Below are 15,471 nucleotides of genomic sequence, written 5' to 3'. Positions count from 1 at the left end.
TCCAAGGTTTCGGATGGATTGCCGCACAACAATCGTCCGACTGACGCCGTTCTTGCAGAGTTCGGCTTCGGGATCACGCATATGTCTTGAAGCGTGCGCACCGACGGGGTGTGCTCCCACAGGAGATGCGCACATCGTGTGGCGTCAGTGGGTGAGCGGGTGGGCCATCGAACCGGATGTCGATGCCGGCGTCGACCTGCAAGAGACGCAGCAAGCAATCGCGCAGACCCAGTCGATCCGCTATCGGGGCATACCCTGAATTGCGTGACGGCGGAACGACAGCTTCGATTTCTAGCATCAAGGCAAGGGCCCGCTCAGCGGCGCCAGTTCAGCAACTACCTGGAGACCTTGAAATGCAAATCACCGGAATGCTTCACGGCGCGCGCCTGCTCGAATTCGCAGGCTTTCCCACCACCGATGTGCTTGGCCCCGCGGCCAGCGAAGAGGAGATCAAGGCCATGCTCGACAAGCACGGCCTGATCTTCATCAAGCCCGTGTTCAAGGGCGGCATCGGCAAGAAGGGCAAGGCGGGCCTGCTGGGCCGCGCGAAGGACCTTCAGACCGCGCTTGCCGAGAAGGAGCGCCTCTACTTCGCCGAGCACCAAGTCGGCCACGTCAAGGCCAAGGCCAACGGCGTGACCTTCGAGGCCGGCGTGCCGGCCAAGCACGAGGTCTATTTCTCGATCAGCGATTCGACGCACTTCCGCGCGCCCACCATGACGCTCACGCACATGGGCGGCATGGACATCGAGGAGCTCGACAAGAGCCAGGTCGCGATGGTGCCCTTCGATCCGCTCACGGGCCTGAAGGCCTTCGTGGTGGCCAACGCGCTCACCGAGATCGGCGCACCCAAGGAAATCATTTCCCCACTGGTGCAACAGTTGCCCAAGCTGTGGGAGCTGTTCCACAACTTCGGCATGACCACGCTGGAGCTCAATCCGATTCGCATGCGAGAAGACAAGAAGGGCCGCCTGACGCCGGTGGCCTGCGACTTCAAGTGCGGCTTCGACCGCGACGACCCGCGCTGGCTGCGCCTGAAATTGCCGCCGCACCTGTTCGCGGCCGACTACTCGAACTTCGAGCAGGAGATCAACACGCTGCGCACCCACCAGGGGCAAAGCGACGTCTACGTTATCAACGACAAGGGCACGGTGCTGGCACCGACCTTCGGCGGCGGCGCCAACTCGCTGGTGACCGAGATGCTGGGCGATGCGGCCATCATCAGCTCCGACTTCGGCGGCAACCCGCCCTACGAGAAGATGAAGGAGGTGGCGCGCATCTGCTTCAAGCACTGGCTCAAGCAGTCCAACGTGCTGTTCATCATCGGCGGCAAGAGCAACAACACCGACATCTTCGAAACCCTGCGCGCGATGGCCGATGCGCTGCGCGAGCACTTCAGCGCGCATGGGCCGACGCCGCTCTACGTGGTGGTGGGACGCGGCGGTCCGAACCTGGTGCGCGGCATGGGCGCGCTGCGCGACACCTGCGATGCGCTGGGCCTGCCCTATCGCCTGTTCGGCTTCGACTCGGACATGAGCGAGGTGATCCAGTTCGCCAAGAAGGTCGACCTGTGGATGCGCGACGGCGGTCGTGAACAGATCGCCAAACGCCTGGGACTGGGTCCCGTCGTCGAAGCCCCTGTCACTGAAATCGCAGCCTGAGGAGAACACGCCATGCAAGCTACATCATTCCAGCGCCAGAGCGTCGGCGGCTTCAAGTACCACGTGGGCGTCAGCTCGCTCACCCAGGTCGCCTCGCGCGACGATCGCGTCTGCGTGCTCAACATCCTGGGCGGTGAATCGAGCGAGGTGACGCCGGTGAGCCACGTCTACTCGGGCGGCAACGTGGTCTGCGGCACTGCACCGGGCAAGGGCGGCGCTGTGCTCGAAACCAGCATCGGCAACATCCCCGTCTACAACAACGTGCGCGAGGCGCTGGCCGCGGGCCACCGCTTCAATTGCGGCGTGGTGTACCTGCCGCCCTCGGCGGCGCGCGACGGCGTGGCCGAGCTGATCCGCGTCAATCCGGAGCTGCGCAAGATCTTCATCATCACCGAGAAGATCTCGGTGCACGACGCGCGCGAGATCCGCGCCATGGGCCAGCAGAACGGCATCGACATCTTCGGCGCCAACGGCCTGGGCGTGGCCGATTCATGGAACCAGGTGCGCATCGGCGGCGCGCTGGGCGGCGACAAGCCGGGGGACTCGCTGCGGCCGGGCTCGATCGCCATCTTCTCCAACTCGGGCGGCTTCTCCACCACCATCGCGCAATACCTGCGCATGGCGGGCTGGGGCACCACCACGGTCGTCTCCAGCGGCAAGGATGTCTACATCCATTACGCAGCCCCCGAGTTCGCCTTCGCCCTTGCCAACGATGCGCGCAGCAAGGCGGCCGTGCTGTACTGCGAGCCGGGTGGCTACTACGAGGACGACGCGACCTTCACCAAGCCTGTCGTGGCCTGCGTGGTGGGTCGCTGGAAGAGCAAGCTCACGCGCGCCGTGGGCCATGCCGGCGCCATGGCCGGCGGCAACGACGACGCGCAGGCCAAGGAGCGCTGGTTCATGAAGAAGTTCGGCGTCGATGCGCTCTTCACGCCGGACAACCCCGTGGTCTCGGCCAAGGGCGCGGTGGTGACCAACATCGCCCACATCCCCGCCGCGCTGACGGCGGTGATGCGCGCCAACGCCACCATGCCGGACTTCGCGCCCGAGGGGAACCTGGCACTCAAGCCGTGGTTCGGCTCGGATGAAGGACTCGACCTGCCAGCAGAGCTTCGCCTGCCCGTGGTCGAGGCGCTGACGCCCTACAACGAACAGGTCGCGCTGCTCAACACGCAGATCGGCGGCGTGGTGCCGCGCCAGACCATGAAGGACGCGTCGGGCGCCTCGCAGATGGACCCCAAGACGCAGGTCAGCAGCCTGCACGGCACCACCATGCTGAACGCCGCGACCTTGTCGCTGGAATCGAACGTGGCGCTGGCCCTGGTGCACGACGCCGGCGGCGAGAACGACCGCAAGCTGATCGCGCCGGCCGTGGCCGCCTACATCAACCTGCACGGCCAACCCGAACTGGCCGCCGCGCAAGCCAGCCGCGAGGCCGGCAATGCGCCCAACGCGGTGCTGGCGACGGCCGCCGGCATCGTCGGGCCGCAGCGCCAGGAAGCGGCGCGTGCGGCGCTCAAGTTCATGATCGAGCGCTTCCACGCGGCCGGGCTGGGCATGGAGTTCGGTGCGTCATTGAGCGAAGACTTCGACATCACCAAGGTCGAAGCCGGCGACCAGGCGGGCCTGACCACCGGCACGCCGGACGCTCGCGCCCAGGCCTTGATGGAAGGCGTCGAGGCGCGCGGTGGCCGCTCGGTGTTCCTGCGCTGGCTCAAGAGCCTGCCCGGCCATCCGACCGAAGCAGCGGCACTGGCCGCAATCTCGGCCACGCTGGCCTGGGGCCCGTTGTCGCGCAAGCGCATCTCGCGCGCCACGGCCGAGAGCTTCCCGTGGTGGCTGCAACTGTTCGGCACGCTGATCGGCGCATCGGCCGACGCGAGCAAGCACGAGCCGGGTCGTTTCTGCGGCATCGAGCAGCAACAGTTGCTCGGACGCCTGAGCCTCGGCGAGATCGCCTTCGCAGCGCTGCTGGGCCACACGCCGGGCGAAGACGACTTGTTCGCCTTCCAGACACTCGTCGGCCTGCTCCTGACCAATGGCCCCGGCGCCATCTCCGCGCAAGGCGCCAAAGGTGCGGTCTCGGCCGACGGACCGGAGCAGCCCGATCGCGTGCAACTCAACAAGGCGCTGATCGGCTTCCTCACGCACACCGGCTATGCGCATGGCGGCAACGGCTACGAGGGCATTGCCTACCTGGTCGACCAGTTCAAGGACAGCGGGCTGAAGGACCCGAGCAGCACCGACCACGGCATCGACCTGCAGGCGCTGGCTGTGAAGGCGGTCGAGCAATATGCGCAGTACAAGACGCAGAAGAAGACGCTGGGCAGCCTCGACATCGCCAAGCTGCCGGGCGTCAATCATCCGGTGTTCAAGGACAAGCCGGTCAACCACGATCCGCGCGAGGTGTTCATCGGCCAGTTGTTCGAGCAGCGCGGAGAGACCAACGTGTTCCACCAGTTCTACCGCGCGCTGGTGCAGCAGCTGTACGAGGCCGGCGTGTCGCGCAACGTCTACTGCGTGAACATCGATGCAGTGATCGCCGCCTTGCTGCTCAAGATGCTGTGGAAACCGCTGCAGGCCGGCAAGATCGGCGAGCGCGATCTCGAGACGGCTGCCTTCACCATCTTCCTGTACCCGCGTATGCTGGGCTGCGCCGCCGAGATCGACGATCACCTGAACCGCGGCCGCAACATGGACACGCGCACGGTGGCTTTCAGCTGCAAGTTCGTGGCCTGACACAGTCTGGAGCCCCACGATGCTGACCGCACTCGCCTACCTGATGATCATCGTCTTCATGGCGCTGATCATGACCAAGCGCCTGTCCGCGATGGTCGCACTGATCCTGGTGCCCATCGTGTTCGGCCTGATCGGAGGATTCGGACTGGGGCTGGGCCCGATGATGCTGGACGGCATCAAGAAGCTCGCGCCGACGGGCGTCATGCTGATGTTCGCCATCCTCTACTTCGGCGTGATGATCGACGCGGGGCTGTTCGATCCAGCCGTGCGGGCGATCCTCAAGGTGGTCGGTGGCGACCCGATGAAGATCGTGGTCGGTACCTTCGTCCTCGCGGTGTTCGTCTCGCTCGACGGGGACGGCTCGACCACCTACATGATCACCTGCGCGGCCATGCTCCCGCTGTACAAGCGACTCGGCATCAGCCGGCTGGTGCTGGCGTGCGTGATCATGATGGCGGGCGGGCTCATGAACATCCTGCCCTGGGGCGGCCCCACGGCGCGAGCCGCGAGCGCGCTGGGTGTGGACGTGGGACTGATCTTCGTGCCGATGATCCTGCCGATGGTCATCACCGGGGCTTGGGGGGTCTTCGTCGCGTACATCCTCGGGCGGCGCGAGCGTACCCGGCTGGGAAGCCTTGCGATGGCGGGGGGCACGCTGGACGAGCCATTGCCGGAGGTCCACGCCGGCGACCCGAGCATCGCCAGACCCAAGCTGCTCTGGGTCAACTTCGCGCTGACCGTCGCGCTGATGGTGTTGCTGATCCTCGGCACCTTCCCCTTGCAGGTGTTGTTCATGGTGGCATCGTCGCTCGCGCTCATGATCAACTACCCCAGCCTCCAGGACCAGAAGGAGCGGCTCACCGCCCATGCCGCCAACATCGTGCCGGTGGTGTCGCTGATCTTTGCCGCGGGCATCTTCGTCGGCATCCTCTCGGGCACCAAGATGGTCGACGCGATTGCCGCCAGCGTCATCAGCGCCGTGCCCGACTGGATGGGCCCCTACCTGGCCATCGTGACGGCTGTGTTGAGCGTGCCGTTCACCTTCTTCATCTCCAACGACGCGTTCTACTTCGGCATCCTGCCCATCCTGGCCAAGGCCGCTGCGGTCTACGGCATCGGTGCGGCCGAGATCGGGCGTGCATCGTTGATCGGCCAGCAGGTGCACCTGTTGAGTCCGCTGGTGGCTTCGACCTATCTGCTCGTCGGGTTGGCGGAAGTCGAGTTCGGTGACCACCAGCGCTACACGCTGCTCTGGGCGCTTTCTGCCGCCCTGGTGATGCTGCTGGCGACCATCGTGCTTGGGGTTGTCCCGATCATGGGTCACGCTGGATAGCCGGAGGTCCGCCATGCCCAACGAGATCAAGACCATCCTCTACGCAGCCGACGTCAGCGACGATTGCGAGCGCGTGCTGGCCTATGCCATCGACATGGCCAACCGCCTGGGCGCCCGGTTGCAGGTGCTCACCGTCCTGCCGGACCAGCGCGAGAAGTCCCTGATCGAAGTCGATTCGCATGTGCCCCAGGATCTGCTCGACCAGTATCACGACGCGCGGGCCGTGCGCGCCAGGCAGCACATCGAGGCCCAGGTGGCGGCCTTCTACGCGGTGCGCGCCGACAAGACACCCCGTCGGCCCATTGCCGAGATCATCGTGAACGAGGGAGACGACGTTGCCGAGTTGATCCTCGACGAAGCCCGCACGGGATCGGCCGACATGATCCTCATGGCCTCTCGCGGTGAGGGGCTCCTGATGGGACTGCTGTTCGGTTCGGTGGTCAACGAGGTGACCCGGAAGAGCCCCGTGCCCCTGCTGCTGGTGCCGATCCGCGAAGAACCGGCAAGCGGAGCGCAGCCATGAAGCGCCTGATGTGCCTGGGGCTGGCGCTGCTGGCCTCGCTCTGCGCGGCCCAGGAATCGGAAGAACTCATGAGCTACGCGCCACGCGCGCAGGCGCCGCGCGGCTACCCGGCAAGCTACGCCGCGACGGTCAGGGCCGCAGAGGACGAAGGCAGGCTGGTGGTCTACGCCACCACCGATACGGCCGTCGCCCGACCGCTGATCGACGATTTCAAGTCGATGTATCCGCGCATCAACATCGAGTACGAGGACTTGACGAGCACCGAACTGCACTACCGTTTCGTCGCCGAGACGCAGTTGGGCGGCGGCTCGGCGGACGTGGTCTGGAGTTCCTCGATGGACTTGCAGTCGTTCCTCGTCAGCAACGGCTATGCGCAGACCTACGAGTCGCCCGAGAGCGCCGGCCTGCCGGCATGGGCGAAGTGGAAAGGCCAGGCCTGGGCCACGACCTTCGAGCCGATCGCGATCGCCTACAACAAGGCCTTGTTGCCAGCCGCCGAGGTGCCGCGCACGCATGCCGACCTGGCAAAGATGTTGAACGGGTCGGCCGAGCGCTTCAAGGGCAAGGTCATGAGTTACGACATCGAGAAGTCGGGCCTCGGCTTCTTCCTGGCCACGCAGGACGTGGGCGTCGCACCCGTGTTCTGGGACATCGCCCAGGGCTTCGGCAAGGTCGACGTACGCTTCGCGTCGACGACCGACGCCATGCTCAAGCAAGTCGCATCCGGGAAGACCACGATCGCCTACAACGTGCTTGGCTCCTACGCCGTGGCGCAGGCGCGCAAGGACCCGAACATCGGCTACGTCTTTCCTTCGGACTACACGCTGGTCATGTCGCGCCTGCAGCTCATCAACAAGAAGGCGGCCCATCCGAACGCCGCCCGGCTGTGGGTCGACTACATCCTCTCGCAGCGCGGCCAGACCGTGATCGCCAACCAGGCAGGCCTTTACTCGGTGCGCGCGGATGTGAACGGCGAAACGACCGCCGCGCGTCTGACGCAGACGCTGGGCAACAGCCTTCGCGCCATCGCGGTCGGGCCGAGCCTCATCGGCTACCTCAACAACCAGAACTATCGCGACTTCATTGTCCAGTGGCGCAAGGCGACCGAGAATGCGGCCGTCAATTCACGTTAATTGACATTTCGCGTCAACAACCAGGAAAAATTAATGAACTACACAAGTCCTGAGTTCTGGATCGCGCTGCTGCAGATCATCGGCGTGAACATCGTGCTGTCTGGCGACAACGCGGTGGTCATCGCCCTGGCCGCGCGCGGATTGCCAGTCGATCAACAGAAGCGCGCCATCCTGTGGGGCAGTGCCGCGGCGGTGGTGATGCGGATCGGCCTGACGATCGTCGCTGTCGAACTGCTGCGGCTGCCCTACCTCAAGCTCGTCGGCGCGGCGCTTCTGCTCTGGATCGCGGTCCAGTTGCTCGTCCCCGAGGAAGAGGGGGAAGGCCATGGCGGCGGCGGCACCAGCCTGGCCGCCGCGATCAAGACCATCCTGCTCGCCGACCTGGTGATGAGCCTGGACAACGTCATCGCGGTGGCAGCGGCGGCCAAGGGCAACACGGTGCTGCTGGTCGTCGGCCTGGCGATCTCGATTCCGCTGGTGGTGTTCGCCAGCCGCCTGCTGCTGACCTTGATGGATCGCTTTCCGGTCATCATCACGCTCGGCGCCGCACTGCTCGGCTGGGTGGCCGGCGACATGGCCGTCACAGACCCGATCGACAAGCCCTGGGTCGACCTGAACGCCGCGTTCCTGCATTGGGGCGCGCCGGCGGTGTGTGCGATCGGGGTGGTGCTGGTCGGCAAATGGCTCGCGGCACGCAAGGCCCCTGCCGTCGTGGAGGCGGCGCATGCGCCGGTCGCGAGGGCTGCCAGCGCCCCGGCGCTGCAGAACGTACTTCTCGCGTCGGACGGCTCGGAAGGCGCCTTGCAGGCCGTGCAGCGGCTCATTGCACTGCGCGGCGATCTGCGCGAGGGCGCAGCACTGAACGTGCATCTGCTCAACGTGCAGCGCCCGGTCTCGGGCGACGTGTCACGCTTCGTTGCCAGCGGCACGCTCGAGGACTATCACCGGGAGCGCAGCGAGAAGGCGCTGGTGCCGGCACGTGCGCTGCTCGATGCCGCAGGCATCAAGTACACGGATCATCGCCGCGTCGGCGATCCGGGGTCGGTCATCGCCGAACTGGCGCGAGCCGAGGCCTGCGACTTGATCCTGATGGGCGCGCGTGGCATCGGAACGAACACCGGGGCGCTGCTCGGCTCGGTGGCGCGCAGCACGGTCGAACTTTCAGCCGTGCCGGTGATGCTGGTCAAGTAGTTCATAGCGTCGCAAGGCAACTATCCGCTCGCCGGATAGCTTGCAGAGGCTTGTGGGAGCGCGATCAAGCCGAGCGACGACCGTACTACCTTGTGTCCGGGCGTAGCTGCCGCGGTCATGTTCACGCTGGGAAGACCGGAACGAGCTCACAGCGCGAGTTCGCCCCGCGCCCGGGAACCACCGCAATCGCTGCGCTGCTTCACCTGGCGGTGCTGCACCTACAGACCGCCATGGCAATAACGCCAGGGCGACAAAGACGCGGCTTGATGCGTCGAACAGCCAGACACTGGACTAATATCGTCCCGGGCCCGCCCTCACGGCAGGCCACGTCGCTCGGACGGTTCCGGGCGCTTACGTGAGAGTTCCAACACATGACTGCTTCTTCCGGCAGGCGCCGCTTTGCGCGCATCGACCGCCTTCCTCCCTACGTCTTCAACATCACGGCCGAGCTCAAGCTCGCGGCGCGGCAACGTGGCGAGGACATCATCGACATGAGCATGGGCAACCCCGATGGCGCGACGCCCGCGCACATCGTGGCCAAGCTCACCGAGGTGGCGAAGCGGCCCGACACGCACGGCTACTCGGCCAGCAAGGGCATCCCCCGCCTGCGCCGTGCGATCTCGCATTGGTACAAGGACCGGTACGGCGTCGACATCGACCCCGACAGCGAGGCCATCGTCACCATCGGCTCCAAGGAAGGCCTGGCGCACCTGATGCTCGCCACGCTCGACCGCGGCGACACCGTGCTGGTGCCCGACCCGAGCTACCCGATCCACATCTACGGCGCGGTCATCGCCGGCGCCGACATCCGCTCGGTGCCGGTGTCGCCCGACGTCGACTTCTTCGCAGAGCTCGAGAAGACCATCCGCGGCAGCTACCCCAAGCCGAAGATGATCGTGTTGGGCTTTCCGTCCAACCCGACGGCGCAGTGCGTAGAGCTCGGCTTCTTCGAGCGCGTCATCGCACTCGCGAAGAAGCACGACATCTTCGTGGTGCACGACCTGGCCTATGCCGACATCGTGTTCGACGGCTGGAAGGCGCCGTCGATCATGCAGGTGCCCGGCTCGAAGGACGTGGCGGTCGAGTTCTTCACGCTGTCCAAGAGCTACAACATGGCCGGCTGGCGCATCGGTTTCATGGTCGGCAATCCGGACCTCGTGGCTGCGCTGGCGCGCATCAAGAGTTACCACGACTACGGCACCTTCACGCCCTTGCAGGTCGCAGCCATCGCGGCGCTGGAAGGCGACCAACAATGCGTGAAGGACATCGCCGCGCAATACCAGCGGCGGCGCGACGTGCTCCACAAGGGCCTGATCGACGCCGGCTGGGAAGTCGACCTGCCCAAGGCCTCGATGTACATCTGGGCGCGCATTCCGCCGCAGTACCGCGAGATGGGCTCGCTGGCCTTCGCGCGCAAGCTGCTGGAAGAGGCCAAGGTCTGCGTCTCGCCGGGCATCGGCTTTGGCGACCATGGCGACGGGCATGTGCGCTTTGCGCTGATCGAGAACGAGGCACGCATCCGACAGGCGGTGCGCGGCATCAAGCACATGCTCAAAGCTGACGCGCAGGCTCTGGCTTGACCACGACCACGCCCGTCATGTACGCGTGCACGGTGCACACGTACTCGTAGCTGCCGGGCTTGTCGACGCGGCGGCTCCACTGCTTGCCGGGCCAAGAGCAGCGGTGCGGCAGGTGCGTTGTCCTTGAAGGCGACGCCATGCGGCGAGCCGTCGTCGTGTCAGCCCTCAATACACTGGCGCACAGCCGACATCTCGCCGGCGCAATTGCCATGACGACATTCCCCACCCTCTCACGCCGCCGCATCCTCGGCAGCGCCCTCGCTGCCACCACGCTCGGCCATCCCTTCCTGCAACTGCATGCGCAGACCTGGCGCGGGCGCGACCCGTTCACGCTGGGCGTGGCATCGGGCTGCCCGCGCCCGGACGGCATGGTGCTGTGGACGCGCCTCGCGCCCGACCCCTTGCAGCCAGGCGGCGGCATGGGCGATGCGCCCGTGGACGTGGCCTGGGAAGTGGCGCAGGACGAGCGCTTCCGTCACGTCGTGCAACGCGGCAAGGTGCTCGCCACGGCGGAATTGGCCCATTCGGTGCGCGTGGAGTTGAAAGGGCTGGCGCCCGGGCGCTTCTACTGGTACCGGTTCACCGCGGACAGTGCGCGCAGCCCCGTCGGCCGCAGCCGCACGGCACCGGCCGAGGACGATACGTCGACGCCCGCGCGCTTCGCCTTCGCCTCGTGCCAGCAGTACGAGCAGGGCTTCTACGCCGCCTACCGCGACATGGCCGCGCAGCCGCTGGACCTGGTGGTGCACCTTGGCGACTACGTCTACGAAAGCTCCTGGGGCTCGCGCCATGTGCGCAAGCACGTCGGCGGCATACCGACCGACTTGCCCGGATTCCGCAGCCGCCACGCCCTCTACAAGACCGACCCCGACCTGCAGGCCGCGCATGCCGCGCATCCGTGGCTCGTGACCTGGGACGACCACGAGGTTGCCAACGACTACACCGACGACATGTCGCCGGTCACTGCCGACCCCGCTGCGTTCCTGGCCATGCGCGCCGCCGCGTACCAGGCCTGGTTCGAGCACATGCCCGTCCCGATGCACATGCGGCCGGACGGTCCTTCGATGACCGTATATGGCCGCTACCGCTTCGGCCAGATGCTCGACGTGCTCCTCATGGACGGGCGCCAGTACAAGTCGCACCATGCCTGCCTGGTCAAGCGCAATCCCCCCCGGGCGACCGATTGTCCCGAACGCGTAGCGCCGGAGCGATCGTTGTTCGGCAAGGCGCAGGAGGCCTGGCTCGCGCGTGAACTGCAGCAAGCGCCGACGCGATGGACCGTGGTCGCGCAGCAGACCCTGATGGCCGAGGTCGATCGCAAGGCGGGGCCGGAGCGCGGCTACTGGATGGATGGTTGGGACGGCTACGCACCCGCGCGCGGCCGTTTGCTCGACGCGCTGGCGGCTGACCCGCGCCGCAATCCGCTGGTGGTCAGCGGCGACGTGCATACCTTCATCGCGGCGGACCTGAATCGCGAGCCCGACGGCAAGCCGGTGGCCACCGAGTTCGTGGGTGGCTCCATCAGCTCCGACGGCCCGAGTGCCGGGGCCATGGCCCCCTTGCTTGCGGAGAACCCGCACCTTCGCTATGGCCGAGGCGACGTTCGCGGCTATGCGCTGATGTCGCTGGATGCGCGCGGCTGCACGGTGGACTTCCGGGCGGTGGATGACGTGAAGCTGGCGGATTCGGCGGTGAAGCGGATCGCGCGTTTTTCAGTGGAGCCCGGTGCGCCCGGCGTGCATGTCGAAACGACCTGAGGACTTTGGCGCGGATGGCGCCGCGGGCCTTGTCCCACGAAAAGCAAAGGACTAGGGTTATTCCCTAGACTCGGGCCTTGCCCGCTCAACACCGGCCGGGCGCCCCCAGGAGGACCCCGGTCTTGAACGCTGCCAACCCCATGCCCGAGGGCGTGGACTCCCCGTCCATTGATCCGGACAAGGTCAATTTCACGCGCGCGATCCTTGCGCTCGGCGTCGGCGGTTTCGCCATCGGCACCGGCGAGTTCGTCATCATGGGCCTGCTGCCCGAAGTCGCCCGCGACATCGGCGTGAGCATCCCGCAGGCCGGCCATGTGATCAGCGCCTATGCGCTGGGCGTGGTCATCGGCGCCCCTGTGCTGGCCGTGGCGGCCGCGAGCTGGCATCGCCGCACCTTGCTGATCGCGCTGATGGCCTTCTTCGCGCTGGGCAATTTCGCGAGTGCGGTGGCGCCGGGGTACTTCTCGCTCAACCTGCTGCGCTTTGCCTCCGGGCTGCCGCACGGCACCTACTTCGGGGTGGCTGCGCTGGTGGCCGCGGCGCTGGCGCCACCCGGAAGGCGCGCGCGGGCGGTGGGGCTGGTCATGCTGGGGCTCACCAGCGCCACGCTCGTTGGCGTGCCCATCGCCGCATGGCTGGGCCAGGTGTTCGGCTGGCGCGCGGCCTTCGTGTTCGTCGGCGTGGTCGCGTTGATCGCGGTGGCGCTGCTGCGGCGTGACATCCCCGACATCCAGCCGGCCATCGGCGCGAGTCCTTGGCGTGAACTCGGCGCGTTGAAGCGCAAGCAGGTCTGGTTCACGCTGGGCATCGGCGCCATCGGGTTCGGCGGCATGTTCTCGGTGTTCAGCTACATCAAGCCGACGCTGACCGAAGTGGCCGGCATGTCGGTGGCCGGTGTGCCCTTCGTGCTGGCCCTGTTCGGGCTGGGCATGGTCACGGGCAACCTGGTGGGTTCGCGGCTGGCGGACAAGTCGCTGTTGAAGACCATCGGCGGGCTGCTGGTGTATGCCTTCTTCGTGCTCGTGGCCTTCACCTTTGCCGCGCACCATGTGGTCTCGGCCGGTATCTGCGTGTTCCTGATCGGCACCACGGTCGCGATCGGGCCGGCGCTGCAGATCCGGCTGATGGACGTGGCGGGCGATGCGCAGACGCTGGCCGCGGCGCTGAACCATTCGGCCTTCAACACCGCGAATGCACTGGGCGCATGGCTCGGTGGGCTGGCCATCAGCGCCGGGTTGGGGTGGACGTCGACGGGATGGGTCGGCGCCTTGCTGGCCGTGGTGGGCATGGGCATCTTCGCGTGGTCGATCACGAGCGCGCGGGCCGCGGCTCGGCCAGTGTCGAAGGCGCCGGCGCACTCCGCCGGTTGATACGACGCTGCAATCCAGCGCATGACCACGCGGGGTGCCGCAGACCGTGCCGTAGCCAAGCGGAACACCGCAGACCGTGCCGTAGCGCGGCAAGGCGATCCGACGCAGTTGGCGCGCTTGGAGGCGCAGTCTTTTAAGCGACACGATCCGGCCGGCATGCCTGCGGCAAGCTGCACGAACGAAAGGCAGAATGCAGCGACCTCACTGACCGGAGTTCCTGCCATGCTTCAAATGCGCCCAGGTTGCGAATGCTGCGACCGGGACCTGCCGCCCGACGATGCGGCCGCCCGCATCTGCTCCTTCGAATGCACCTTCTGCAGCGATTGCGCCGACACGCACCTGGCCGGGCGCTGCCCCAACTGCGGCGGTGAACTCCTGCCGCGCCCCCGCCGGCCGGCCGACAAGCTGGCGAAGTTTCCGGCTGCGACCACGCGTGTGTACAAGCCCCGAAACGAAAGCCCACCCCCAAGCGCCTACGGCGCTCCCCCTTCGAGGGGGCGCACCCAGCGGCCCGGCGAAGCCGGTTCCTCGGGTGCCCACGAACAGGCCTTGCTCGAATTGATATGAACACTCCCTACACGCCACCCTCCGTCTGGACCTGGAACAAGGACAGCGGCGGCCGCTTCGCCAACATCAATCGCCCGATCGCTGGCGCCACGCATGACAAGGACTTGCCGGTCGGCCGCCATCCGCTGCAGCTGTATTCGCTGGCCACGCCCAACGGGGTCAAGGTCACGGTCATGCTGGAGGAACTGCTGGCGCTGGGCCACCAGGGCGCGGAGTACGACGCCTGGCTGATCCGCATCAACGAGGGCGATCAGTTCGGCAGCGGCTTTGTCGCGGTCAATCCCAACTCCAAGATCCCGGCGCTGCTCGACCGCAGCGGGCCGACGCCGGTGCGCGTGTTCGAGTCCGGTGCGATCCTGATGTACCTGGCGGAGAAGTTCGGCGGTGCCTTCATTCCGGCCGGCGGCGCCGCGCGTGCCGAATGCCTCTCCTGGGTGTTCTGGCAGATGGGCGCTGCGCCCTATCTTGGCGGCGGCTTCGGCCACTTCTACGCCTACGCGCCGAGCAAGATCGAGTACGCCATCGACCGCTTCGCGATGGAGACCAAGCGCCAACTCGACGTGCTGGACCGGCGCCTTGCCGAGAGCCCGTACCTGGCCGGCGATGACTACACGATCGCCGACATGGCCGTCTGGCCGTGGTACGGCGCCCTGGCCAAGGGCCAGATCTACGAAGCCGGCGAGTTCCTGCAGGTGCAGGAATACAGGAACGTGCTGCGCTGGACCGACCAGATCGCCAAGCGCCCGGCCGTGCAGCGCGGACGCATGGTCAACCGCACCTGGGGCCAGCCGGCCAGCCAGTTGCACGAGCGCCATGAGGCCTCCGACTTCGACACGCAGACGCAAGACAAGCTGGCCCCACAAGACGCACCATGATCACCCTCTACGACTGTTCCACCGCGCCCAGCCCGCGCCGCGCCCGCATCCTGCTGGCTGAAAAAGGCGTGACGCATGAGACCGTGCAGGTGGACCTGCGAAACGGCGAGCAACTGGGCGAGGCCTTTCGCCAACTGAACCCGCAATGCACCGTGCCCGTGCTGCAAACCGACGACGGACTGCTGCTCACCGACAACGCAGCGATTGCGGCCTGGCTGGAGGCGCGCTTTCCGGAACATCCGCTGATGGGCAGCACGCCGGCGGAAAAAGCCGAGGTCGCAAGCTGGAATTGGCGCGTGGAATTCGAGGGCCTGGTCGCCATCGCGGAGGCCCTGCGCAACAGCGTGCCGGCCATGGCCAACCGGGCCTTGCCCGGGCCGGTGGATTACCAGCAGATCCCCGAGTTGGCGCAGCGTGGCCTGGCGCGCGTGCAGCAGTTCTTCGTCACGCTGAACGAGCGCCTGGCCGGCCGCGAGTTCATCGCCACGGATCGATTCAGCATCGTCGATATCACCGCGGTGGTGGCCGTCGACTTCGCGCGCATCGTGAAGGTCAAGCCGGAGGAACAGCACCCGCATCTGCAGCGATGGCGGGAGGCGATGGCGCAGCGGCCGGCGACTGCGCTTTAAGTGGCGCCGAGAAAAACAAGGCATAGGTCAAGGCCCGCATGACCTGTACGGGCATGGCCCTTGCCCTTGCGTAGACCTGGGTGAACGTTCTATCGAATGCTTGGGATCGCGGC

The 15,471-nt window shown here is 66.6% G+C and carries 13 protein-coding genes and 2 pseudogenes; 14 read left to right on the top strand and 1 reads right to left on the bottom strand.

The genetic code is table 11. The features are described from left to right. The first annotated feature begins 136 nt into the window (after window positions 1–136). From WKW82_RS18250 to alaC, 9 genes and pseudogenes are all read left to right on the top strand, one after another. Window positions 137–259 carry a hypothetical protein gene (locus tag WKW82_RS18250; RefSeq protein ID WP_340343735.1) on the top strand — a complete coding sequence of 41 codons (123 nt, stop codon included), beginning with the start codon at window positions 137–139 and terminating at the stop codon, window positions 257–259. A gap of 94 nt (window positions 260–353) precedes the next feature. After that, window positions 354–1,661 carry an ATP citrate lyase citrate-binding domain-containing protein gene (locus WKW82_RS18245; RefSeq protein WP_340343734.1) on the top strand — a complete coding sequence of 436 codons (1,308 nt, stop codon included), beginning with the start codon at window positions 354–356 and terminating at the stop codon, window positions 1,659–1,661. Between the two features lie 12 nt (window positions 1,662–1,673). After that, entirely contained in the window at window positions 1,674–4,400 is a 2,727-nt protein-coding gene (locus tag WKW82_RS18240; protein WP_340343733.1) for a CoA-binding protein, read from the top strand. Between the two features lie 19 nt (window positions 4,401–4,419). Next, window positions 4,420–5,733: a CitMHS family transporter gene (locus WKW82_RS18235; RefSeq protein WP_340343732.1), complete on the top strand. Its 1,314-nt coding sequence runs from the start codon at window positions 4,420–4,422 to the stop codon at window positions 5,731–5,733. A gap of 13 nt (window positions 5,734–5,746) precedes the next feature. Beyond that, complete coding sequence (locus WKW82_RS18230; RefSeq protein ID WP_340343731.1) at window positions 5,747–6,256, top strand: universal stress protein; 510 nt, start codon at window positions 5,747–5,749, stop codon at window positions 6,254–6,256. Next, the gene (locus tag WKW82_RS18225; RefSeq protein ID WP_340343730.1) at window positions 6,253–7,389 is read left to right on the top strand and encodes an ABC transporter substrate-binding protein; all 1,137 of its coding nucleotides are present in this window, start codon (window positions 6,253–6,255) and stop codon (window positions 7,387–7,389) included. Before WKW82_RS18230 ends, WKW82_RS18225 begins: the two co-directional genes overlap by 4 nt. Window positions 7,390–7,422: 33 nt before the next feature. Beyond that, a pseudogene (locus WKW82_RS18220) lies at window positions 7,423–8,088 on the top strand (TerC family protein); the annotation flags it as partial. Window positions 8,089–8,100: 12 nt separating this feature from the next. After that, complete coding sequence (locus WKW82_RS18215; RefSeq protein WP_340343978.1) at window positions 8,101–8,580, top strand: universal stress protein; 480 nt, start codon at window positions 8,101–8,103, stop codon at window positions 8,578–8,580. 371 nt (window positions 8,581–8,951) lie between these two features. Further along, window positions 8,952–10,160 (top strand): alanine transaminase, encoded by a 1,209-nt coding sequence (gene alaC, locus WKW82_RS18210; protein ID WP_340343729.1) that lies wholly within the window; start codon window positions 8,952–8,954, stop codon window positions 10,158–10,160. Here the strand turns inward: alaC and WKW82_RS18205 are convergent. Further along, the gene (locus WKW82_RS18205) at window positions 10,132–10,299 is read right to left on the bottom strand and encodes a cupredoxin domain-containing protein (RefSeq protein ID WP_340343728.1); all 168 of its coding nucleotides are present in this window, start codon (window positions 10,297–10,299) and stop codon (window positions 10,132–10,134) included. The two genes, alaC and WKW82_RS18205, sit on opposite strands and share 29 nt — an antisense overlap. 70 nt (window positions 10,300–10,369) lie before the next feature. Between WKW82_RS18205 and WKW82_RS18200 the strand changes: the two genes are divergently transcribed. The 5 genes and pseudogenes from WKW82_RS18200 to WKW82_RS18180 all read left to right on the top strand — a co-directional run bounded on the left by WKW82_RS18200 (window position 10,370) and on the right by WKW82_RS18180 (window position 15,358). Continuing rightward, window positions 10,370–11,917: an alkaline phosphatase D family protein gene (locus WKW82_RS18200; protein ID WP_340343727.1), complete on the top strand. Its 1,548-nt coding sequence runs from the start codon at window positions 10,370–10,372 to the stop codon at window positions 11,915–11,917. 140 nt (window positions 11,918–12,057) lie between these two features. Continuing rightward, on the top strand, window positions 12,058–13,287 hold the full coding sequence (locus WKW82_RS18195; protein WP_340343977.1) for an MFS transporter: 1,230 nt from the start codon (window positions 12,058–12,060) through the stop codon (window positions 13,285–13,287). A gap of 222 nt (window positions 13,288–13,509) precedes the next feature. Beyond that, window positions 13,510–13,734 (top strand): annotated as a pseudogene (locus WKW82_RS18190) (DUF1272 domain-containing protein); the annotation flags it as partial. A 116-nt stretch (window positions 13,735–13,850) separates the two neighbouring features. Next, complete coding sequence (yghU, locus tag WKW82_RS18185) at window positions 13,851–14,729, top strand: glutathione-dependent disulfide-bond oxidoreductase (protein ID WP_422823510.1); 879 nt, start codon at window positions 13,851–13,853, stop codon at window positions 14,727–14,729. Further along, complete coding sequence (locus WKW82_RS18180) at window positions 14,726–15,358, top strand: glutathione S-transferase family protein (RefSeq protein ID WP_340343726.1); 633 nt, start codon at window positions 14,726–14,728, stop codon at window positions 15,356–15,358. The genes yghU and WKW82_RS18180 overlap by 4 nt, the downstream gene beginning before the upstream one ends. Window positions 15,359–15,471: the final 113 nt, after the last annotated feature.

It is taken from the genome of Variovorax rhizosphaerae, from assembly GCF_037889975.1.
Lineage (GTDB): Bacteria > Pseudomonadota > Gammaproteobacteria > Burkholderiales > Burkholderiaceae_C > Variovorax > Variovorax rhizosphaerae.
This window is presented reverse-complemented; position numbering and strand designations above follow the sequence as displayed.